The sequence below is a fragment of the Polynucleobacter meluiroseus genome, assembly GCF_900205755.1.
Classification (GTDB): domain Bacteria; phylum Pseudomonadota; class Gammaproteobacteria; order Burkholderiales; family Burkholderiaceae; genus Polynucleobacter; species Polynucleobacter meluiroseus.
Genome location: NZ_OANS01000001.1, coordinates 568,626 through 592,174, shown reverse-complemented (window position 1 = coordinate 592,174; position 23,549 = coordinate 568,626). Strand labels below are relative to the sequence as shown.

Genomic DNA, 23,549 nt, shown 5'->3' with positions numbered 1-23,549 from the left:
GATTACTTCATTACGACTACAAATCCCGATCTCTGTCGATGAAACGTAAACGTTGCCGTATTTTATCTAGACCGCGTAAGATAGCGGCATTTTTTTCCCAGGCTTTATGAAGCATCGATGGGTACACGCCGGTGTAATGCTGTCCAGGCTCAGTGATAGAGCGAATGATAGAAGTATTTCCCGAGACGGTGGTTCTATCGGCAATGGTCAGATGGCCGGCAAAGTTAGCTGCACCACCAATAATACAAAAGTTGCCGATTTTCGTACTGCCAGAAATGGCTGCGCAACCGGCTATGACACAAGCCTGCCCCACGCTGACGTTGTGCGCAATTTGCACTTGATTATCGATCTTAGTACCGGAACCGATGATGGTATTGCTCATCGCCCCACGATCAATCGTGGTGGAAGCGCCAATCTCAACATCATCCCCAATGGTCACACCACCGGTTTGCGGAATCTTTACCCACTCAAGACCTCTCGCGGAAACATCAGGAGCAAAGCCAAAACCATCGGCACCAATGACTGCGCCACTATGAATGATGCAACGCTCACCGATATGCGTATCAGCGTAAATCGAGACATTGGGGTAAACAAGGCAATCACTTGCTAAAACACTTTTTTCGCCAATAGAGCTTGAGCCGACAATCACAGTCCGCTCTCCCAAAACCACCTTTGGCCCGATATGCACAAATGGGCCAATGTGGCAGCTGACTGGAATGATGGCCGATGGATCAACCACCGCATTTGGGTGGATGCCAGCCGCATAAGTTGGCGAGGACATTTTTGCGAAATGCTGCGCCATGCGGGCAAAGGTCACATAAGGATTCTTGGCAACAAAATAGACCCGCTGAGAATCAACTGAGTTGGGGTGACCTTGCAGAAACTCTAGATCCGCAGGGCTGACAATCAGTCCGCCAGCACTACTGTCCGCAGCCTGCTGACGATAGTGTGGATTAGATAGAAACGAGATCTGGTTTGCTTGGGCCTGCTCTAAAGGGGCAAGGCTATCAAAACGGAGTGAGGTCTCCCCCACCAAGCTTGCTTGAAACTGTTCGGCCAGCTCGATGGCGGTAGGCATAGGACTTACTTGAGGTTGTTTAATGCCTTGATGACATCATCAGTGACGTCAACCTTGGGATTAGCATAGGCCGGGTCCTGAACAATCACGTCCAATTTTCTCTGCTCGGCGACTTGCTTCAATGCAATATTGGCTTTCTCAGCAACCTTACCGCGCTCTTCAAAGTTACGTTGATTCAGATCTTCGGTGTACTCACGCTGCTTACGCTGCAGTTCGCGATCCTGATCAGCTAATTCACGTTGACGACGGACGCGGTCGGCTTCGCTCATGACGGCTGCATCACGATCTAACTTTTCAGCAGCTGCTTTAATCTTTTGGGCCGCATCACGTAATTCGTTTTGGCGTTTAGCGAATTCGTTCTGTAGTCGAGTTTGACTTTGTTTTGCCAAATTGGATTCATTAAAGACTTTTTCAACATTGACAGCGCCAATCCGGCTGGTGTCGTCTTGCGCAAAAGCAAGCGGCGTAAGCGCGGCAGTTGATAAGGCAATTAAGCCCAATTGAATCCATGCAGATGATTGACGAAGCTTCATAACTCTTTCCTTAAACAATTAAAACGCCGTACCAACTTGGAACTGCAAACGCTGAATATTATCCGTTGGCAAAGCTTTGATCGGAATACCATAACTGAATTTTAGCGGACCTAATGGAGATATCCATGATATGCCCAAGCCATAAGAATAGCGTAAAACTAAATTAATATTTTGCCCAAAAACGTTACCGCCATCAACGAAAGTAAACATACGCAGGGTCTTGTCGGTACCAGTGCCTGGTACTGGGACGGTATATTCCAAATTAGTCACGATTTTGGATTGACCACCAACCGGCTGATTGACGCCCGTGAGGGTGTTGTAGTAAGTAGGGCCTAGAGAGCCAGGGGAATAGCCTCGAACAGAACCAATACCACCGACGTAGTAGTTTTTGGTAATTGGGAAGGGGTTGCTTCCGTATGCCTGGCTGTAACCCACCTCGCCATTAAACGAGATGATGTTGGCCTTGGAAAAAGAGTAATACTTTTGGTACTGGCCAAAAAGGCGATAAAACGTCATATTCCCGACTGGCGTTCCGACCTCACCGGACAACTGTTCCAATGAGCCCGCTGATGGAATTAAGGCGCTATCGCGTCCATCACGTGACCAGCCCACTGTCAAAGGAACGTTATACGTATTAACTGTTCCTGGATAGCCTGGTGCTGGTACTCCATAACTTTGAGCGTATTGAAGATAGGGGTATGGCGTATTTACGGTGGTATTAATTTGAAATGCCTCTACACCAGTTCCGAAAAATACGCGGTCAACTTCAGTGTAAGGGACCCCAAACTTGATATTGGATCCTACAGACTTAATTTGATAATCAGGATCACCTACGTAATACAAGGGCTTGGAGGAACGGTAATAGAGGTCGGTGTAGCGGCTAATACCTTCTTCTGTGAAGTAAGGATCGTATTGAGACAAGGTTAGACTTTGATTAATTTTACCGACAGCGGCATTTAAACCAATCGCAGTACCTGTTCCAAATGCGTTATCTTGATTAATACCTGCTGAAAGAATCAACTTTTCAGTAGAGGAAAAACCAGCGCCGAGCGTGACCGAACCGGTTGGCTTCTCGGCCACTTTGACATTGACATCAACCTGATCAGGCGTCCCAGGGACGTCTTGGGTAGTGATATCCGTCTCGGTAAAGTAACCTAAGCGGCCTAAGCGTTTCTTGGATAAATCAATCTTCTCACTATCAAACCAAGCGCTTTCAAACTGGCGCATTTCACGGCGGATGACGATGTCGCGGGTTTTGGCGTTACCGGTAATCTCTACTTTGCGCACGTAGACGCGGCGACCTGGATCTACCACCAAAGTGAGATCAACCTCAGCTAATTCGCGACGAATGTCTGGCTGAGGATTGACGTTAGCAAATGCGTAGCCATATGACCCCAAGATTCCGGCGATGGCTTTGGTGCTCTCCGTAAGCTTTGCTGAAGAGTAGGTGTCACCAGGCTTAAGCGTAATCAACTGCATTAACTCCGCCTCCTTGCCCAATAAATCTCCAGCCAAGCGAACCGCTTTCACAGTGAACTTTTTACCCTCACGAATGCTGATGGTGAGATAAATGCCTTTTTTATCTGGGGTGATAGATACCTGAGTGGACTCGATTACGAACTCTAAATAACCGCGATTGAGATAGTAAGAGCGAATATTTTCTAAGTCGGCAGTCAGTTTTTGCTTGGAATACAAATTATCTTTGGAGTACCAAGATAACCACCCACCCGTCTTTAACTGCATTTCGTCTTTGAGGGTGCTTTCGCTAAACACTTCGTTGCCGATAAAGTTGATTGCTTGAATCTTCGCGGTGGGGCCTTCGTCAACGTTGAAGTAAATCGCAACCTGATTACGCTCTACCGGCGTTACGGTAGCAACCACCTCGGCCGCGTACATGCCCTTACTGATGTACTGGCGCTTTAGTTCTTGTTCGGCTTTGTCAATCAGTGCTTTATCGTAAAAACGGGCCTCAGCCACGCCTACCGCTTTCAAAGACTTGCGCACGATTTCCTGGTCGAACTCTTTCATGCCAGTAAATTCAATACGAGAAATCGTGGGTCGCTCTTCTACGATGACAATCAAAACGTCACCCTGCGCCTGAATTTGCACATCCCTGAAGAACCCTGTGCTGTACAAGGCCTTGATCGATTCTGCCCCTTTTTCCTCGGTAAAGTTTTCGCCTACTTGAACGGGCAAATAACTAAACACGGTACCTGGCTCAACCCGTTGAAGCCCTTCGATACGAATATCTTTAATTACAAAAGGGTCAGCGGCATGGGCGTTCATGCAAAAGCATGCGGTAGCAACCAAAGCTACCTGAGCGATAAAACGGGTAACGGATTTGAGGGAGATATTCAAAAAATTCAAGGCGAAAGGTAGCGTTGCAAATCGTTAAACAAGGCCAGCAAGGAAAAAGATAAGACCAAGACGAGACCCACTTTTTGGAGCCTAGCTTGCATCGAAACCGTAATTCGTTTGCCAACAACCAATTCCCATGCATCATACAGGAGCTGTCCCCCGTCTAACATTGGTAAAGGCACTAAATTCAGTAGCCCAATACTAATACTCATCAAGGCCAAGAAGGCCACAAATGGCTGCCAGCCGATCTGAGCTGACTTTCCAGCCATATCCGCAATGCTCAAGGGGCCGCTCAATTGCTTGATGGAGGTGCTCCCGGTAAATAAACCCACCATCAGGCGTGCACTTACCTTGCCAATCAGCCAAACCCGGTGAACCGCGAATTCCAGAGCGTCTAAGGGGGTCAATTTCAGCTCCGTCCAGCCACTAGCAGGGGCTAGCTGCGGCAAGATTCCTAGCGCCTGAAATGGGTCCAATCCTGGCTGCATCTCTGGAAGCTCCGCCGCGGGGAAGTGTTTTACATAGCGCCCTCCAGTGTCGCTTTGTAATTCCAGGGAAAAACCCTGTTTTCCCGTAAGGGCGTCCATCAATTCCCAGCGCAATGCGTTCCAACTAGGGATGCTGATGAATGCTTGGGCATCGATCTCCTGAGATTCATTGCGATCGCCGGATTTCCAGCCCACCACCTGATCACCAACCGCAATACCCAAGGAAGCCGCTACAGAATGCTCAGGAGGCGCCTGCAAGCGAGCGGGTAGTTGAGGCACGCCGCTGACATAAATTACCGTAAATAAGATGATAGCGAGCACAAAATTGGCTAATGGGCCAGCAGCCACAATTGCGGAACGTTGCCATAGCGGCTTAGCATCAAATGACTGAGTCTTTTCATGGGGTGCAATCTTTTGACCTTCATCTCGCCCGTCTAATAGCTTCACATAACCACCCATGGGAATGCCGCCGATAACCCATTCGGTCCCATTTTTGGCGTGGTAAGTGAATAGCGGTTTGCCAAAGCCCAAAGCAAAGCGCAGCACCTTGACCCCGCAACAGCGCGCAACAAAAAAGTGGCCGAACTCATGGAAGCTCACCAAGACTCCTATAGTCAGGAGAAAAGCCGCCAAATTAATCAGTGCTTGCAAGTCTCAGCCTCTTTTTAATGACGCAGGTCACGAATATAGTTTTGAGCCGCCAATCTCGCAGCGGTATCCACGGCCAGAATTTGCTCTATTGAGGTAGCCGGCGCTGAGTCAATTTGGTTTAGCACCTGCTCCACTACCTGCGAGATTTGCAGATACGGCAAACCCATGTCTAAGAAAGCGGCGACTGCAATCTCATTGGCAGCATTCAAGATAGTGGGCGCCGTGCCGCCGGCCGCTGCGGCAGAAAACGCCAGCGCCAAACAGGGAAACTGTTTGGTATCGGGCTCAGTAAAACTGAGCATGGCTAATTGCGTCAAGTCGAGCGGAGCAACGCCCGCATTGATTCTTTCGGGATAGGCCAATCCATAGGCAATCGGGGTGCGCATATCCGGCTGACCCATTTGCGCCAGCACCGACCCATCGCGATAGCGCACCATCGAGTGCACGACGCTTTGCGGATGAATCAATACTTTAATTTTCTCTAAGGGCAAGCCAAATAACCAAAATGCCTCGATCACTTCGAGACCTTTATTCATCATCGTTGCAGAGTCAACCGAGATCTTTCTACCCATGACCCAGTTTGGGTGGGCACATGCTTGCTCCGGCGTAATCGAGGCTAGATCCGCCAAAGCAAGATCTCGAAAAGGCCCGCCCGATGCCGTTAACCAAAGCTCTTCAACACCATGTTGGCCCTGAGGGTGATTGGTAAAGCCGTTCGGCAGGCATTGAAAAATCGCGTTATGTTCACTATCAATCGGTAGCAACTCGCCACCCCCAGCCAGCATCGCTTGCATAAACAAATCACCAGACATCACCAGCGCTTCTTTATTGGCGAGCAATACCCGTTTGCCTGCACGCGCAGCAGCTAACGTTGGCGCTAAACCTGCTGCACCCACAATAGCCGCCATCACCGTGTCACACCCTGAATCCACTACCGCGCTAATCAAAGCCTCGGCACCAAATAAGACTTGGGTACTCAAGTTTTTTTCTTGCAACATTTGTCGCAATCTCACTGCGCCTGCTTCATCTGCGACTACCGCTATTGCTGGCTTAAATTCTGCGCATTGTTCTGCGAGCCGCTCAATTTTCTGAGCCGCAGTTAATGCCACCACCTTAAAACGCTCTGGATGGGCACGAATCACCTCAAGAGTATTCATACCGATTGAACCAGTACTACCTAAAATGGCAACTCGTTTTACCGACATCAAATCAATCCCACTAATAAAGCAGCTATCGGCAATACAGGCAAGAGAGCATCAATTCGATCTAAGACCCCACCATGACCTGGCAACAAATGACTGCTGTCTTTGACGCCGGCCAATCTTTTAAATTGGGATTCAAATAAGTCGCCGCTAATGCTGAACAGGGTCAATACGGTAACCATCAATACCATCGGAATCCAACCGAAACGAACTGCCCAAGCCCCAAAAATCGTGTCGCCCAATGGCAAATACACTATGCATAAGAAGGCAAATAAATAGGTAAGGGCTAAACCGCCTACAGCGCCCTCGATAGTTTTGCCAGGACTAATCTGCGCGGCCAGTTTGTGCTTGCCAAACGTTTTACCCAGAAAATAGGCGCCAATATCTGCCACCCATACTAAGGCCATCGTGCTTAACAAAAAGATGGGACCCAAATCTCTCAGTAAGAGCAAGGCAAGCCAGGCGGCTGGCAAGAGAATTAATCCAAGAATGCTGTAAAAAAATCTTAGCTTGAGCAGGGAAAGATTCATACCCTTAAATAGCAGAAATGGGGCAATGAAAAACCAAAAAAGAGCCGCTAAAGCAAGTAAGCCCAATTGCCATTCAGGCAATGAAAATCCAACTAAAAACATACTAATAAATAAGCAACACAGTGCATAGAGCCACGCTGCTAGTGTTGCCTCAGGGGCGATTAAGCGACTCCACTCCCAAGCTGCGGCTGCTATCAGCAACAAAAATAGCGCGCCCAAATAAAATGCGGGCAGTAAAAAAAGGGTTGGTAGAAAAACGGCTAACAACACGACGGCAGTAATGATGCGGGTTCTTAACATGCTGCGTCTAATTCAGGTTAATCAAGCTACATCACTCATTGGCTGTGCGATCAGTTGGGCGCTAGTTCGTCCAAAACGTCGCTCGCGCTGCCCAAACCATTCAAAGGCTTGGCGTAATTGCGCCTCATCAAAGTCGGGCCACAATACATCCGTAAAGTAGAGCTCGGTATAGGCCAATTGCCATAAGAGGAAATTACTCACCCGCTGCTCTCCCCCAGTACGAATAAACAAATCAGGCTCTGGTGCATAGGCCATGGCCAAGTGCGGCTGCAACAGCTCTTCAGTAACTTGTTCGGCCTGTAAGTTGGGGTTGGCGCGTAAGCATCCTTGCATGGCTTGCAAAATATCCCAGCGACCGCCGTAATTGGCGGCAATCGTAAAGGTCAGGCTTTTACAAGCCGCCGTTAGCTCTTCAGACGACCGTACCATCTCCTGTATCGAAGGATCGAAGCGGCTCAGATCGCCAACGAGTTTGAGGGCAATGTCATTCTCAGCCAGCTTGGAAACCTCACTCTTCAATGATTTCAAGAAGAGCTTCATGAGAAAGCCCACCTCCTCAGGTGGCCGACGCCAGTTTTCTGAGCTGAAGGCAAACACCGTTAAATATTCAACACCCAAGCGGCGGCATTCTTCCACGATTTTTCTAACAGCACTTAAGCCCTCGGAGTGCCCAGCCACTCTAGGCATGAAACGCTTACTAGCCCAGCGGCCATTGCCATCCATGATGATGGCGACGTGGCGAGGGATGGCACTGACCTCAGGCACAAGCAAGGTTGAGCTAATGTGTTGGGTCATTAATGGCGATATAAATAAAAATGAATCAGACGACTAAACCGTCATGATTTCTTTTTCTTTTTCTGAAACGATCTTGTCAATATCGACCACCGCGCGGTCAGTCATTTTTTGAATATCATCGGTTGCACGACGCTCTTCATCTTCAGAAATTTCTTTATCTTTCGTCAAACGCTTTAAGTGCTCATTCGCATCACGACGTAAATTGCGAACCGCAATCTTCGCTTCTTCGCCTTCATTTTTTACTACTTTGGTTAAATCACGACGACGCTCTTCGGTTAAGGCTGGCATTGGTACGCGGATCACAGTACCTTGTGACGCTGGATTCAAGCCCAAATCTGAATCCCGAATCGCTTTTTCAATCGCGCCCACCATGCTCTTTTCGAAGGGCTGAACATTAATGGTTCTAGCATCTGCCAATCCCAAGCTAGCCACCTGACTCAAGGGAGTTGGGTTGCCATAGTAATCCACTTGAATATGCTCCAAGATGCCTGGGTTAGCACGCCCAGAGCGAATTTTTGCAAGATTGGTTTTTAAAGACTCAAGAGACTTCTGCATCTTTTGGTCGGTATTGGTTTTGATTTCTGCTGATGACATTGCGCCTCCTATTAAACGTGTACCAAGGTACCTTCGAGCTCACCCTGAACCACGCGCATGAGCGCCCCTGGCTTGAGAATCGAAAATACTTTAATGGGTAATTTGCGGTCACGGCACAAAGCAAAAGCAGTGGCGTCCATGACCTGTAAATTCTTAATGATTGCCTCGTCAAACGTGATGGTTTTGTACAAGGTTGCCGTAGGATCCTTCATAGGATCTGCACTATAGATGCCGTCGACCTTGGTGGCCTTAAGCATGATTTCTACACCCATTTCAGCGCCACGAAGGGCTGCTGCGGTATCGGTGGTAAAGAATGGATTGCCCGTTCCAGCCGCAAAAATCACTACCTTACCTTCGCTTAGAGCGCGTATCGCACGTGGACGAATATATGGCTCGACCACTTGATCCATTCTTAAGGCGGATTGCACTCGGGCTTCCACCCCTTTTTTACGCAATGCATCTTGCAGCGCTAAGGAGTTCATCATGGTTGCTAACATTCCCATGTAATCTGCAGTGGCACGATCCATTCCTGCTGCACCACCCGCAACCCCGCGGAAAATATTGCCGCCGCCAATCACAATGGCGAGCTCAACACCACTATTCACAACCTCTGCAATTTCCATAACCATTGAATCAATCGTCACAGGATTGATGCCAAAAGCATCATCGCCCATCAGGGCTTCACCAGAGAGTTTTAATAGGACACGTTTGTAAGCTGGCATTGTTTTCTTTTCCGTAATTACCTGAGCAAAGTCTGCTCAGCGCATTGATATATCAGTACATTTCAATCTGATGCAAATTATAAGGTGCTTAGTGCAGATCAAACAAAAGGGCATCAAAACCAAGGTTTCAATGCCCTTTTGGGGTTTACTGGACCGCTTGGATACCCAAGAGCCCAGAACTTCCGTTAACTCGCTGCTTTAGCGGCAGCAACCTGAGCTGCAACTTCAGCGGCAAAGTCATCTTGACGCTTCTCAATGCCCTCGCCAACCACATACATCGTAAAACCCTTGATGCTGGTATTAGCTGCTTTGAGCATTTGCTCGACAGTCTGCTTGTCATTTTTGACAAAAGTTTGATTCAACAAAGACACTTCTTTGAGGAACTTCTGAATAGAACCCTCCACCATCTTCTCAACGATTTCTGGTGGCTTGCCTGATTCAGCGGCTTTTTGCACGGCCACGTTACGCTCAACAGCAATTGCTTCGGCAGGAACATCAGCCATCGACAACGCTACTGGTTTCATCGCAGCAATATGCATTGCCACATCTTTAGCAGCGGTATCGTCACCTTCGAACTCAACCATCACGCCAATACGGGCGCCATGGAGATAAGAAACCAACTGACTGCTTCCAGAGAAACGCTTGAAGCGACGCGGCATGACGTTTTCGCCAATACGGCCGATTAACTCAGCACGCACAGCATCCACTGTAGAACCATTCAGAGGAAGCGCTAATAAAGCAGCGACATCTGCAGGATCATTTTCAGCAACTAACTTTGCGCAGTTCTGTGAGAATGCCAAGAAATCATCATTCTTAGAAACGAAGTCAGTTTCGCAGTTCACTTCCAGCAAAGCGCCAGTAGTGCCATCGATGAATGACGCTACAACACCTTCCGCAGTAATACGGGATGCTGCTTTACCGGCTTTGCTACCCAGCTTAACGCGCAGAATTTCTTCCGCTCTCGCCATATCGCCTTCAGCTTCAGTCAATGCCTTTTTGCACTCCATCATCGGAGCATCAGTTTTGGCGCGGAGTTCGCCAACCATTCCAGCGGTAATAGCGGTCATTATTCAGCGTTCCCTTCTTCAACAAACTCTTCTTCACCTTCTTTAACTGCGGTCAAGATTTCTTGTACAGAGCTTGCTTTGCCTTCGAGGATCGCATCAGCAATACCGCGGGCATACAGAAGTACGGCTTTGCTTGAGTCATCGTTACCAGGAATAATGTAATCAACGCCTTCTGGTGAATGGTTGGTATCCACAACAGCGATCACAGGAATACCCAATTTATTGGCTTCTGTAATCGCAATCTTGTGGTAACCGACGTCCACTACAAAAATTGCATCAGGAACACCATTCAGATCCTGAATACCGCCCAATGCCTTTTGCAACTTGTCGAGGTCACGATCGTTCGTTAATGCTTCTTTCTTAGAAAGCTTTTCCCAATCGCCTGCTTCTTTAGCAATTGCCATATCTTTCAAGCGCTTCAAAGAACCTTTAACGGTTTTGAAGTTAGTCAGCGTACCGCCCAACCAACGGCTGTCGATATAAGGCATACCAGCACGAGTTGCCTCTTCAGCAATGATCTCGCGGGACTGGCGCTTAGTACCAACAAACAAAATCGTGCCACGGTTGGCGGCGATTTGCTTGGAAAACTTCAACGCGTCCTGAAACAACGGAAGAGTTTTTTCCAAATTGATAATATGAATTTTGTTGCGATGACCGAAAATATAAGGGGCCATCTTTGGGGACCAGAAGCGCGTTTGGTGCCCAAAATGGCAACCGGCTTCCAGCATTTGACGCATGGTTACTGACATAACTTCTCCTAAGGGTTGTGTTCTAAGATTGAGTCCTAGCTGCGCTAAAAAGCGCCACCCTGGAAGACTCAACCCGCGATTTCAAGTCAAAAATTGACCTGAGAACCAGATTATAGCTTAAATATCAATCATCTAGCCAGCTAAACTAAGCTCATACTGCCCAAACAGGTCCCCTCCATACACCGATCAGGTGCATATTGGACAAGCCAAAGATGGGTAAGTCGTTGATAATCAGGGCATGAATAGTGTATTTACCTCAGAAAAAGACATCCAAGGGATGCGCGAAGCTGGCCGCTTAGCCAGTGAAGTGCTCGATCACGTTGCCCCGCACATTAAGGCAGGGGTCAGTACAGGCGAGCTTGACCGTATTTGTCATGAATATATGCGGGATGTGCAACACACCATTCCAGCGCCGCTCAATTACCAACCGCCGGGTTACCCCCCTTTTCCTGCAGCAATTTGCACCTCCGTTAATGATGTCATCTGCCATGGCATCCCCGGCGAGAAGATTCTCAAAACTGGGGATGTGGTTAATCTAGACATTACCGTTATTACCCCGGATGGTTATTACGGTGATAACAGCCGCATGTTTATGATCGGCGACGTCTCTGTCATGGCCAAACGTCTCACCCAAATTACCTTTGAGTGCATGTGGCTTGGTATCGCGCAGGTGAAGCCAGGAGCTTGTCTAGGAGATATTGGTCACGTTATCCAAGCTCATGCGGAAAATGCTGGCTACTCCGTAGTGCGTGAATATTGCGGGCATGGCATTGGCAAAGTCTTTCACCAAGATCCGCAAATTCTGCATTATGGCCGTCCTGGCACCGGTGAGAAACTCGAAGTTGGCATGACCTTTACGATCGAGCCAATGATTAATGCGGGTCGCCGTGAAATTCGGACGATGCCAGATCAGTGGACCGTAAAGACCAAAGACCGCAGTCTTTCTGCGCAGTGGGAACATACCTTATTAGTAACGCCAACTGGCGTTGAGGTGCTGACTTGGTCCGAAGGCACCAACCCCCCACCTGATTGCGTTAAAGGATTGAACTTTAGACCCACCCTCATTAACGCTTAAGTCAATGAACCCCCCTTCTGCCGCAGCTTCACACATTACCAATATTGCTGATTTGCGGGCGGCACGTGAAACCGCGTATGCAGAGTTTCGTGAACATCAAGAGGTTGGTCGCCTTACCAAGCAACTCAGCAAGCTGAGCGATGAACTGTTGAGTAGCTTATGGACAGCTTGTGGTCTGAATACGAATGCCGCCCTCGTTGCAGTGGGTGGTTTTGGTAGAGGGTCTTTGCTGCCCTACTCCGATATCGATATCCTCATCTTAGTACCGGCTGATAAAAAACAGTTTGAAGAAACCCTCTCACAGCAAATTGAGCAGTTTGTTGCGCAGTGCTGGGACACTGGTTTAGAGATTGGCTCATCCGTGAGGACGGTTGCTGAGTGTGCATCTGAAGCCGAACAGGATATTACTGTGCGAACATCCCTCTTGGAGTCGCGCTTTGTCTGCGGTCAAAAAGCCCTCTTCAAAGAATTTGCTGCCGCTTATGAAAAGACACTTGAACCCAAATCCTTTTTTCAGGCAAAGCTGGCCGAGCAAATTCAGCGGCATTACAAATATCAAGACACGCCTTATTCCTTAGAGCCTAATTGCAAAGAGAGTCCTGGCGGTTTGCGCGACTTGCAAGTGATTTTGTGGGTCAGTAAAGCGGCGCACTTGGGTAACTCGTTTAAAGACCTGCATGACGCTGGTTTGGTGACCAAACGAGAATTAACTGAACTCAATCGCAATCAGCGCCTACTCACAACTATTCGCGCCAATCTCCATTTAATTGCTGGGCGCAGGCAGGATGTGCTGGCTTTCGATTTACAAGCTGCCCTAGCGAAATCAATGGGCATCTCTGAAGAGTCATCGCGCCTCGCAAGTGAAGCAATCATGCAAAAGTATTATTGGGCCGCCAAAGCAGTGACGCAGCTCAATGACGTCCTTTTGCAAAACATTGAGGCGCTACTCTTTCCTCAAGAATCGAAAACAACTTACCCCATTCCCGGGGAGGAGAACGCGTTTTTTATTGAACGTCAAGGCGTGCTGGATATTACCGACCCGCAACTCTTTCAGAATCACCCCGAACAAATACTGCGTACTTTTTTAGTGTTTGCACAAACTCCAAATATTAAGAGCCTCTCTGCTAATATTTTTAGAGCGCTCTATAACGCGCGGCAGAAGATGGATAGTCAGTGGCGCGCTAACCCCATCAATCGCGCACTCTTTATTGAAATCCTAAAGCAGCCCGAAGGCGTTAGTCGTGCCTTCCAACTCATGAATCGCAGTAGCGTCCTTGGTCGTTATCTGCCTGCCTTCAGAAAAATTGTGGGGCAAATGCAGCATGATCTGTTCCACGTCTATACAGTCGACCAGCATATTTTGATGGTCTTACGCAATGTGCGCCGCTTTATGGTGGTCGAGCACACCCATGAATTTCCCTTCTGCAGCCGCCTGATTGCCCACTTTGAAAAACCTTGGCTCTTAGTCATTGCCGCTCTCTTTCATGACATTGCTAAAGGACGTGGCGGTGATCACTCCGAGCTTGGTAAGGCGGATATGCGCAAGTTCGCCAAAGAGCATGGTCTAGATAAAGACGATACAGAATTGTTAATTTGGCTGGTTGCCGAACATCTTTACATGAGTCAAGTGGCACAAAAACAAGACATCACCGATCCTGATGTCGTCAAAGCCTTTGCGAAAAAAGTGGGTGACGAGCGGCATTTGACTGCCCTTTATTTATTGACGGTAGCAGATGTGCGTGGCACTAGCCCTAAAGTGTGGAATGCTTGGAAGGGTAAGCTGTTAGAGGATCTCTACCGCGCTACCCTCCGAGTATTGGGTGGCGCAAAGCCCGATGCTTCTTCAGAGTTGGCGCAGCATCAAGAAGAATCTCGCTCCAGCCTACGCTTGCATGGCATTGAAGATTCTGCTTATGAAAATCTTTGGAGTACCTTGGATGTGGCTTTCTTTTTAAGACAGGACGCCGGTGAAATTGCCTGGCTTACGCGTCATCTGTTTAATAAAGTCGACAGTACTGAACCGATTGTGCGTGCCCGCTTATCTCCGATCGGCGAGGGTTTGCAAATTGCTGTCTACGTTAAAGACCAGCCCGATCTTTTTTCCAGAATCTGCGCCTATTTTGAAAGACATGGCTTCTCCATTTGGGATGCACGTATTCATACAACTCGACTGGGCTACGCTTTAGATACTTTTCAGATTTCGGGCAGCAACTTAGTGGATGAAGGAGGCAGTTACCGCGACCTTATTCAACTCGTTGAATATGAATTAACCATCGCCCTGCAAAGCACTGCGCCCCTGCCAGGGCTCAGCATTGGACGCCTATCTCGCCAATCCAGAACTTTTCCTATTCAACCAAGGGTTCACGTGATTCCTGATGAGCGGGGGCACTATTACACGCTTTCCTTGTCAGCCAGTGACCGAGCTGGATTGCTGTATGCCATCTCGCGTGTCTTAGCCAAACATCAAGTCTCCTTGCACACCGCCCGTATTAATACCTTGGGCGAGCGTGTGGAAGATATTCTGTTGTTAGATGCCGCTAACCTGAGCAAAAATCCTAAATTGCAAATCTTGTTGGAAACTGAGTTGTTGGAAGTGCTTGCAGCTTGATTTTTTTATTTCAATAAAGCGAGCATTCCATCTTCATCAATGACGGCAACACCCAATTCCTCAGCTTTAGTCAGCTTGCTACCTGCGTCCGTGCCAGCGACAACATAATCTGTTTTCTTCGACACTGAGCCTGCTACCTTGGCGCCTGCTTTCTCGAGTAAGTCTTTGGCTTGATCTCTTGTTAATGTCGGGAAGGTGCCCGTTAGCACAAAGGTCTTACCGGCTACTGCAGCGCTAATGACCTTTTCTTCGACGGATAGTTCCATGCCTGATGTTAGTAACTGCTCAATCACTTCACGGTTATGGGCTTCTGCCATAAAGCTCAAGATGGAATCTGCCACTACGGGACCAACGTCTTTTACGGAGAGGAGCTCTTCTAGGTTAGCGTCCATGAGGGCGTGCATATTTCTGTAATGGTTAGCGAGATCTTTAGCAGTGGTTTCACCGACATGTCTGATACCCAAAGCAAAGATGAAGCGTGCCAAGGTGGTATGACGTGATTGCTCGATTGCTTGAATCAGGTTATCCGCTGATTTATCCCCCATGCGCTCTAAATTAGCGATTGCGGAAAAGCCCAAGCGATAGAGATCTGCTGGGGTGCGCACGAGATTGTTATCAACTAATTGATCAACGATCTTCTCACCCAAACCCTCGATATCTAAGGCGCGGCGATGCGCAAAATGAATTAAGGCTTGTTTGCGTTGGGCGCCACAAAAAAGTCCGCCACTGCAACGGGCAATGGCTTCGTCAGCTAGGCGCTCGATATGAGAATCGCACACCGGACAACGCAGTGGCATCACGAACTGCTCTGCATTAGATGGCCTGCGTTCTTGAATTACCGATACCACTTCAGGAATGACATCCCCTGCTCTGCGTACGGATACAGTGTCGCCAATCCGCACATCTTTGCGCTTTACTTCATCTTCGTTATGCAGAGTCGCGTTCGTTACGGTGACCCCACCCACCTCTACTGGCGCCAATCGCGCTACCGGTGTAATCGCCCCAGTTCTGCCAACCTGCACATCAATACCTAATACGGTGGTGAGCGCCTCTTGGGCGGGAAACTTGTGAGCCAAGGCAAAGCGTGGAGCTCTAGAGACAAAGCCCAGTCTAGCTTGCTCGGCAAACGAGTTCACCTTGTAGACCACGCCATCAATGTCATAAGGTAAGGAAGCGCGTTTAGCACCAACTTCGTTGTAGAAGGCCAGAATTTCAGGGACTGATTTGAGAACGCGACGTTCTGCACAGACAGGCAATCCTAAGCGGACATAGGCATTAAGCAACTCTTCATGGGTAGCTGGGAGCCAGGACTGAGGCTCAAGGGCGCCAAAGCCGTAAGCAAAAAAGGATAAGGGACGCTTCGCCGTAATCTTGGAATCCAACTGTCGCAAGCTACCCGCAGCCGCATTACGGGGGTTGGCGAATTCTTTTTCACCAAGTTGAGCTGCCTTGGCATTCATGCGCTCAAAATCTTCCAAATACATGAAGACTTCACCACGAACTTCCAACACTGCAGGGATGTCCTTACCGGTTAAACGTAAAGGAATAGCACGGATGGTTTTAATATTGGTAGTGACATCCTCGCCACTCGCACCATCACCGCGGGTTGCAGCCCGCAATAAGATGCCATTCTCATATCGTAATGAAATCGCTAAACCATCAAACTTGAGCTCACCCGCATAATCCACTTGATCGGCATGAAGTGCTTCGCGGCAACGACGATCAAATGCGATTAACTCAGATTCTTCGAACGCATTATTGAGCGAGAGCATTGGCACCGCATGGGTCACAGAAGAAAATGACTTGAGAGCAGCTCCGCCAACCCGTTGTGAAAGTGATTCAGGGGTAATCCACTCTGGGTGGAGGCCTTCAATCTCTAAGAGCTCACGATATAAACGGTCGTACTCGCTGTCAGGAACAATGGGGTTATCTAAGACGTAATAAGCGTGCTCAAGACGGGCTAACTGCACTTGTAAGTCAGCATAGCGTTTTGCCAAATCGTTCACACCATTTGATGGCATTTAGCTCCTTAACTAAAAAGTCTTGAGGCAGCTGAGGATCCAGCCGGAACACCACTCTTTTCAAGGTTGGCATACAAAATATCTAAGTGCTGCCGAATACTAATGACCGCTGACTCTGTCAGATTAATGCCGTTGTCATCCACTAAGCGTCCATGAAGCTGCTCAGCAATCTCGACACCTTCGCCCAACATCCGCTCAAAGGCGCGATCTTCTTGTGCCGCTAAAGGAACTTCTAAAAGTAGGGTTAGTTGCGCTACAGGCTGAATTGAATCTAGATCGGTACTAACAAAGATCAAGGCTCCGTTACTCAAATACTCGTAATGACGTCCATCACGCGCTAATTTAAAGCCGCGTTGCCGCAAGAATGAATCCAGGTTGGCGCGCGGACAGGCTTCATCGAAGAGCACATTGATGCTTAATTGAATATCGCTCTCAGCCGCCATCGTGTCCAGCTCTTTGGCACTCTCGAGCATGGTGTTCACGCTAGGCATATCAATTTGGGCGCCCAAAGTTTCCGCGAGTGCTTGGGCATGAGAACAAAAATCAGAAAGCTCTAGTACACCAATGGGACCGCGACGATTCGCTAACTGAATCGCTAACTGCAGCTCAATATACGTCGCTTCAGCGCGCACAGTTTCCCAATCTTCTGGCAAGTCGAGATCAGCTACTAAGCCTTCGCACATCCAAGTGTTATGCGCCTGACTTTGCAAGCTATCCCAAGAGTTGATTTCTTGCAAAATCTCTACGCCACTAATACCCTCATCAAAGCGCAAGGTAATGACGCAATCAATTCTGGGGTCAATCGTCGCATTTGAAACCGTTTGGCCAGCAGGCAAAGAGGGTGTTGAGAAGCTGGGCTCCGCCCTATCACCCACCACAGCATCCGCTGCATAAAAGCTTGGCTCGCGAGCGGCGCGCTCACCAGCAAAAGACTCGTCTTGAACTTTTGATTTGCGACGCGCTCGGGCATACAGAAAATTAAGAATGCTGACCAAGAGCAAAATGCCGCACCCGATCATCAGCAAAGCAAATTGCAACTCCGATAATCCTAAGGAAGTTGAAATCTGCTCTAGGCTCATTTAAACAGCCTCCACCATCGATACCGCAGAAGCAATATCCACCGCAACAATGCGTGAAACTCCCTGCTCTTGCATCGTGACACCAATCAATTGGTGGGCGATTTCCATCGTGATCTTATTATGAGAAATAAAGACGAACTGCGTTTTATTCGACATTTTGGCGACCATCTGCGCGTAGCGCAAGGTATTAGCATCATCCAATGGCGCATCGACCTCATCTAGCAAACAGAACGGTGCTGGATTGAGCAGGAATAAGGAGAACACTAAGGCAATCGCTGTCAGCGCTTTTTCACCGCCTGAGAGTAAATAAATAGTGGTGTTCTTTTTACCTGGCGGTTGTGCCATCACTTGGACGCCTGAATCCAGGATTTCTTCGCCTGTCATCACCAATTCTGCATGGCCGCCACCAAATAATTCTGGGAACAGTACGCCAAAATGCTTATTCACTTCATCAAAGGTGCCTTGCAGCAGATCGCGCGTTTCAGCATCAATCTTTGCAATCGCATCAGTTAAGGTTTGCATCGCTTCGTTTAAGTCTGCCGATTGCGCATCTAAGAAAGACTTACGCTCACGCGAACTTGCTAACTCATCTAAAGCGGCCATGTTGACTGGACCTAAAGACTGAATCTCCGCATTGAGACGGGTAACCTCCGATTGCAGTGCGCCCACTTTGAGGTCTGGGCTAAAGCTAGCTTCTAAAACAATCAGGTCGGCTTCCGCATCCAAGAGCAGTGTTGCAAACTGCTCATAGTTCAGTCGCGCAGCTTGTTCGCGCAACTGTAAATCCATCACTCGGTCGCGCATTGGCTGAAGCCCACGCTCAATTTGCATACGGGCTTCATCCGCCTCTCGCAATTGATGCAAGAGCGCATCTTGTTCGGTGCGGGCGTTGGCCAATAAGGTCTCACGCTCAGTGCGTGTCAATAGCAATTCTTGGAGTTTTTCTTGGGCTTCAGCATCGCTAAGATTGCCTAACTCCTGCTCAGCCAAGGCTTGCTTGTCTTGAATCTCCATAATCTGCACACGCGCAGTGCTTTGATCGCGTTGTAAATCAGCAATCCGCTGCTTTAGAGAGCGAGTAGCAAAGGCTGCTTCTTGCGCAGCAATTTCAGCCGAGCGCAAAGTCTGGCGCAAGCCATCGCGCTCTTGAGTTGCCGCTTCCAAGTTAGTTTGGGCGAGCGTCAAACTTGCTTGCTTGAGCTGCTTAGCTTCTTGTGACTGCTGCAGCTCGGTACTGTAGAGCGCGTTGCTAGAACTTAACTGCTCCGCCTGTTGGCGTAACTCAGTTAATTCATTTTGAATCTGCGTGGCTCGCAGGCTATATTGTTCTTCGGCCTGAGTTAACTGCATTCTTTCTACTTCAAAGCCATGCACCTCTTGCACTGCTTGCTCGGAATAAATGCGGGCTTGCTCAGCGGCGTGGTGTGCCGCTTGATAATTAGAAATGCATTGATCAAGCTCACCCTGAAGCTCGCTCTGAATTAAACGCTGAGCACGTAACTGCTTCTCTAAGCCTTCCATCTCTTGTGCCCGCGCCAACATACCCGCTTGCTCAGAATCTGCTGCATATAACTGCACGCCAACACGACTAATTAAGTGGCCTTGCTGGGTAACTAAGGCACCTCCTGCAGGCAACTTATCGCGGCGATGCAAAGCATCTTCAAGCGAGTCAGCGATATAAATGTGGTTCAGCCATTCCTGCAAGACGGAGGAGATGCTTGGCGCACCAGCGCTTTGCACACGCGTCAACAAGGGGATGAAATCACTTGGCGCCGTGGATTGCGTTGTAGCGATATCTTCGGTCAGCAAAATAGCAAGTCGGCTTGGGGGCGCGTCTTGCGCCAAGGCTAAGGTTTCTTGCACGCTCTTCGCTGTAATGGCTGCTAAACGTTCACGTAATACTGACTCCAAAGCAGTTTCCCAACCGCTTTCCACCTTCAGCTCTTGCCAAAGACGTTTGCTCTCTTTTAAACCTTTACCCTCAAGCCAGGGGCCGATCTTGCCTTGCGCTTGCACGCTCGCTTGTAAGGCGGTAAGCGCGGTTAATTTGGCTTCCGTCTGAGCTAAATCTTGATTGGCAACGCCAATTTGCTGCTGAGCCGCACTACGCGCTGCATCAGCCGTAGGCACACGCTGTTGGGTTTCTCCAGCCTTTTGCTTGGCTTCGTCCACTTTGCGCTGCGCCATAGCATGACGATCAACAGCCATTTGCAGTGCTTCCGCATCGGGACGGCGTAAACCATCCAACTCTCGAGTTAAACGGGAGTCACGCCCCTTAGTCTCTTCCAGTTGAGCTGTGGTCGATCGCACGCGCTCTCCCAAACTAGCCAAACGTTGCTCGATGACTGCTAAACCATCGCGTACCTGAGTAAGCTCTCGGGCGCTGAGTTGATAGGCATCTTCGCGACCCGGCATTTGTTCTTGCAAGACTTTGAGGTTGGCTAATAAAGCATTCTCTTGCTCGCTTGCCTCACCTAATTCTTGTTCTGCGGTGCGTTGCGCCTGCGCTGCATCGGTTTCCTGCACGGTCCAGCGCTGTAATTGCGCTAATAGATCTTGAGTTTGTTGCTGTAAGCGTTGACGTGCTTCTTGAACGTAACGAATTTGTGCCTCAACCTGACTGACGTCGGCATTCGTTTGATATAAATCGCCTTGCGCTTGGGACACTTGATCTTGCAATGCGTACTGCTGCGTACGCATGGTCTCCAGTTCAGTCTCAGCGTGGCGCATTTTGGCAGTCTGCTCTTCCAAACTTACTTGCGTTTCACGAATGCCGTTGGCATGCCGCTCCTGCTCCTTACCTGCTTCAGTCTGACGTACAAACCAAAGTAATTGCTGGGAGGACTTCATCTCCAAGGACAGCTCAGCGTGGCGCTCTGCCACCGTAGCCTGCTTTTCTAAGCGCGTGAGTTGCTGGTCTAACTCACGGACAATATCTTCAACCCGAGTCAGGTTCTCTTTGGTGTCCTCAAGACGAGAAGCCGTTTCTTTGCGACGCTCTTTGTATTTAGAAACGCCTGCCGCCTCTTCCAAAAAGATACGCAGTTCTTCTGGTTTCGCTTCTAAGATGCGGTTGATGGTGCCCTGTCCAATAATGGCGTAACCACGCGGGCCCATGCCAGTACCCAAGAAAATATCTTGAATATCTTTACGGCGAACCACTTGATTGTTTACGTAATAGCTTGAATTGCCATCACGAGTTAATACCCGCTTAACCGATAATTCCGCAAATGCACTCCACTGCCCTTGAGCTCGTCCATCGGCATTATCAAAAATCAGTTCAACACTGGCACGGCCAGATGGCTTGCGTAAACCAGAGCCATTAAAAATGACGTCCTGCATCGATTCACCGCGCAATTCACTGGCGCGCGACTCACCCAGAACCCAGCGTACCGCATCAATAATGTTGGATTTTCCGCAACCATTGGGGCCCACTACACCGATCAATTGACCCGGCATCTCAAAATGGGTTGGGTCAACGAAGGACTTAAAACCGGATAGTTTGATAGATTTCAGTTGCACGGCGTACTTTGCAGGTAAAAATAGGGGTCAATAAAAGTCAAAATATTAAGACTAAAGTGGGAAGATGATAGCAAGCTTGCAGGTTCTGGCGCGGGTTTTTGCCCCATCGATATAATGAGAGTTCTACTTCCAGGGCCAAAATCCCTTAACAATCTGATAGTTAACTAAAAAGCATGAGCCAATCACCACAAAGCATCATCGAACAAGCCTGGGAAAACCGCGCAGACCTATCTCCAGCAGCTGCTCCCGCAGAAATCCGCCAAGCCGTGAGCGCGGTCTTGGAAGGCCTGAATTCCGGGGAAATCCGCGTAGCTGAGCGCCGCAGCGTAGGCCAATGGGAAGTTAATCAATGGGTTAAGAAAGCAGTTTTGCTCTCTTTCCGCCTAGAAGACAACAAACCGATGGCTGCCGGGGGTTATACCCAGTTCTACGACAAGGTGCCTAGTAAGTTTGAAAATTACACCCCAGAAGATTTTGCTAAGGGTGGATTTCGGGTCGTACCCCCAGCCATAGCACGCCGTGGCGCCTTTATCGGCAAGAATGTGGTCCTAATGCCTTCCTACGTCAATATTGGCGCTTATGTGGGCGAAGGCAGCATGGTAGATACCTGGGCCACGGTTGGTTCTTGCGCTCAAATCGGTAAAAACGTCCACCTTTCGGGTGGCGTAGGCATTGGCGGTGTTTTAGAGCCGATTCAGGCTGGTCCAGTCATTATTGAAGATAACTGCTTCATTGGAGCGCGCTCCGAAGTGGTTGAAGGTGTTGTCATTGAAGAGAACGCAGTACTGTCAATGGGCGTCTACATTGGTCAAAGTACCAAGATTTATGATCGCGAAACTGGCGAAGTGCATTATGGTCGCGTGCCAGCGGGCTCGGTAGTGGTTCCTGGATCTTTGCCTTCAGCTTGTGGCAAATACAGCTTGTACGCTGCCATCATCGTGAAAAAAGTCGATGCTCAAACAAGAGCAAAAACCGCCATCAACGAACTTCTCCGCGAATAACTTAGTCCATATGAGTGCCACACTTGAATTAACTGAAGCGCTGATTGCCTGCCGTTCGGTTACCCCCGTAGACGGTGGCTGTCAGGAGTTGATAGCGCAGCGACTTCAGGCCGTTGGCTTTTATACTGAAAGCATACTGAGTGGTCCAGAAGATTTTCAAGTCACCAATCTGTGGGCGATCAAAAAAGGGGTAGCGGGCGATGAAGGCAAAGTCTTCATGTTCGCCGGTCATACGGATGTGGTTCCAACTGGCCCCCTAGAAAAATGGGCAAGCGATCCCTTCACCCCTACCTTGCGCGACGGCTTCTTATTTGGCCGTGGTGCCGCGGATATGAAAACTTCGCTCGCCGCCTTCGTAGTCGCCACTGAAGAATTTGTGATCACGCACCCCAATCACGCTGGCTCAATTGCCTTCCTGATTACCAGCGATGAAGAAGGTCCCGCACACGATGGCACCGTCATCATGTGCGAGCGCCTCAAACAGCACGGTCAGCGCTTAGATTACTGTGTGATTGGCGAGCCTACTTCAGTAGATCAATTGGGCGACATGATTAAAAATGGCCGCCGCGGTTCTTTATCGGGCAAGCTCAAGATCAAAGGTATTCAGGCCCATATAGCCTACCCACACCTCGGCGCTAACCCAATACATCTCTCAGCCTCAGCCATTCAGACCTTGGTGGAAACCCAATGGGATCAGGGTAATGAATATTTTCAGCCGACCAGTTTCCAGATTTCGAATATCCATGCGGGTACTGGTGCGAACAACATTATTCCGGGTGAGCTAGTAGTAGATTTCAATTTCCGTTTTTCTACTGAAAGCCAACCTGAAACATTGCGCAGTCGCCTTGAACAGATTCTGCAATCAGCCAATCTTGATTTTGAAATCGATTGGTCTTTGAGCGGCAGCCCCTTCATTACGAGCGATGGCGCTTTAGCCAATGCACTGCGTCAGGCAATTCAAGCTGAGGTACAGATAGAGACTGAACTATCCACCACTGGTGGCACCAGCGACGGCCGTTTTATTTCCAAGATCTGCAAAGAAGTAGTGGAGTTCGGCCCAATCAACGCTACCAGTCATAAAATTGATGAGTCTGTTCTCATCGACGATATTGAGCCACTCAAAAATATTTATCGCAAGACCCTTGAGCAATTGCTCGCTTGAAACAGCCCCACCTA

The 23,549-nt window shown here is 48.9% G+C and carries 18 protein-coding genes; 4 read left to right on the top strand and 14 right to left on the bottom strand.

Annotated features, from left to right (window positions below; translation table 11 throughout):
- Positions 1–16: 16 nt before the first annotated feature.
- The 11 genes from lpxD to rpsB all read right to left on the bottom strand — a co-directional run bounded on the left by lpxD (position 17) and on the right by rpsB (position 11,067).
- Positions 17–1,078, bottom strand: a complete 1,062-nt coding sequence (gene lpxD, locus CP950_RS03065) for a UDP-3-O-(3-hydroxymyristoyl)glucosamine N-acyltransferase (protein WP_096672353.1) — start codon at positions 1,076–1,078, stop codon at positions 17–19.
- A gap of 5 nt (positions 1,079–1,083) precedes the next feature.
- Positions 1,084–1,611, bottom strand: coding sequence for an OmpH/Skp family outer membrane protein (locus tag CP950_RS03060; RefSeq protein WP_096672352.1), 528 nt, complete (start codon positions 1,609–1,611; stop codon positions 1,084–1,086).
- A gap of 18 nt (positions 1,612–1,629) precedes the next feature.
- Positions 1,630–3,897, bottom strand: coding sequence for an outer membrane protein assembly factor BamA (bamA, locus tag CP950_RS03055; RefSeq protein ID WP_096672436.1), 2,268 nt, complete (start codon positions 3,895–3,897; stop codon positions 1,630–1,632).
- 77 nt (positions 3,898–3,974) lie between these two features.
- Positions 3,975–5,090, bottom strand: a complete 1,116-nt coding sequence (locus tag CP950_RS03050; RefSeq protein WP_272867608.1) for a M50 family metallopeptidase — start codon at positions 5,088–5,090, stop codon at positions 3,975–3,977.
- A gap of 32 nt (positions 5,091–5,122) precedes the next feature.
- Positions 5,123–6,313 (bottom strand): 1-deoxy-D-xylulose-5-phosphate reductoisomerase, encoded by a 1,191-nt coding sequence (gene ispC, locus CP950_RS03045; protein WP_096672350.1) that lies wholly within the window; start codon positions 6,311–6,313, stop codon positions 5,123–5,125.
- Positions 6,313–7,140, bottom strand: coding sequence for a phosphatidate cytidylyltransferase (locus CP950_RS03040; protein WP_096672349.1), 828 nt, complete (start codon positions 7,138–7,140; stop codon positions 6,313–6,315). The genes ispC and CP950_RS03040 overlap by 1 nt, the downstream gene beginning before the upstream one ends.
- Before the next feature lie 21 nt (positions 7,141–7,161).
- A complete protein-coding gene (gene uppS, locus CP950_RS03035) occupies positions 7,162–7,935 on the bottom strand; it encodes a polyprenyl diphosphate synthase (protein WP_096672348.1) in 774 nt (257 codons plus the stop codon).
- A gap of 33 nt (positions 7,936–7,968) precedes the next feature.
- Complete coding sequence (gene frr / locus CP950_RS03030; RefSeq protein ID WP_096672347.1) at positions 7,969–8,529, bottom strand: ribosome recycling factor; 561 nt, start codon at positions 8,527–8,529, stop codon at positions 7,969–7,971.
- 11 nt (positions 8,530–8,540) lie between these two features.
- The gene (gene pyrH, locus CP950_RS03025; RefSeq protein WP_096672346.1) at positions 8,541–9,251 is read right to left on the bottom strand and encodes a UMP kinase; all 711 of its coding nucleotides are present in this window, start codon (positions 9,249–9,251) and stop codon (positions 8,541–8,543) included.
- Positions 9,252–9,436: 185 nt separating this feature from the next.
- On the bottom strand, positions 9,437–10,318 hold the full coding sequence (tsf, locus tag CP950_RS03020) for a translation elongation factor Ts (RefSeq protein WP_096672345.1): 882 nt from the start codon (positions 10,316–10,318) through the stop codon (positions 9,437–9,439).
- Entirely contained in the window at positions 10,318–11,067 is a 750-nt protein-coding gene (rpsB, locus tag CP950_RS03015) for a 30S ribosomal protein S2 (protein WP_096672344.1), read from the bottom strand. The genes tsf and rpsB overlap by 1 nt, the downstream gene beginning before the upstream one ends.
- A gap of 238 nt (positions 11,068–11,305) precedes the next feature.
- Between rpsB and map the strand changes: the two genes are divergently transcribed.
- Positions 11,306–12,142 (top strand): type I methionyl aminopeptidase, encoded by an 837-nt coding sequence (map, locus tag CP950_RS03010; RefSeq protein WP_096672343.1) that lies wholly within the window; start codon positions 11,306–11,308, stop codon positions 12,140–12,142.
- 4 nt (positions 12,143–12,146) lie between these two features.
- Complete coding sequence (locus CP950_RS03005) at positions 12,147–14,750, top strand: [protein-PII] uridylyltransferase (protein WP_096672342.1); 2,604 nt, start codon at positions 12,147–12,149, stop codon at positions 14,748–14,750.
- A gap of 5 nt (positions 14,751–14,755) precedes the next feature.
- On the opposite strand, the gene ligA is transcribed toward CP950_RS03005, so the two are convergent.
- Genes ligA through smc form a run of 3 tightly spaced genes read right to left on the bottom strand, consistent with a single transcriptional unit; the run spans position 14,756 to position 21,372 of the window.
- Entirely contained in the window at positions 14,756–16,771 is a 2,016-nt protein-coding gene (gene ligA / locus CP950_RS03000) for an NAD-dependent DNA ligase LigA (RefSeq protein WP_096672341.1), read from the bottom strand.
- A gap of 8 nt (positions 16,772–16,779) precedes the next feature.
- Positions 16,780–17,850 (bottom strand): cell division protein ZipA C-terminal FtsZ-binding domain-containing protein, encoded by a 1,071-nt coding sequence (locus CP950_RS02995; protein WP_096672340.1) that lies wholly within the window; start codon positions 17,848–17,850, stop codon positions 16,780–16,782.
- A complete protein-coding gene (gene smc, locus CP950_RS02990) occupies positions 17,851–21,372 on the bottom strand; it encodes a chromosome segregation protein SMC (protein ID WP_096672339.1) in 3,522 nt (1,173 codons plus the stop codon). It abuts the gene before it with no gap.
- A 173-nt stretch (positions 21,373–21,545) separates the two neighbouring features.
- Between smc and dapD the strand changes: the two genes are divergently transcribed.
- Both dapD and dapE read left to right on the top strand, forming a co-directional pair.
- Positions 21,546–22,373, top strand: a complete 828-nt coding sequence (gene dapD / locus CP950_RS02985; protein ID WP_096672338.1) for a 2,3,4,5-tetrahydropyridine-2,6-dicarboxylate N-succinyltransferase — start codon at positions 21,546–21,548, stop codon at positions 22,371–22,373.
- Positions 22,374–22,383: 10 nt separating this feature from the next.
- Positions 22,384–23,535 carry a succinyl-diaminopimelate desuccinylase gene (gene dapE, locus CP950_RS02980; protein ID WP_096672337.1) on the top strand — a complete coding sequence of 384 codons (1,152 nt, stop codon included), beginning with the start codon at positions 22,384–22,386 and terminating at the stop codon, positions 23,533–23,535.
- Positions 23,536–23,549: the final 14 nt, after the last annotated feature.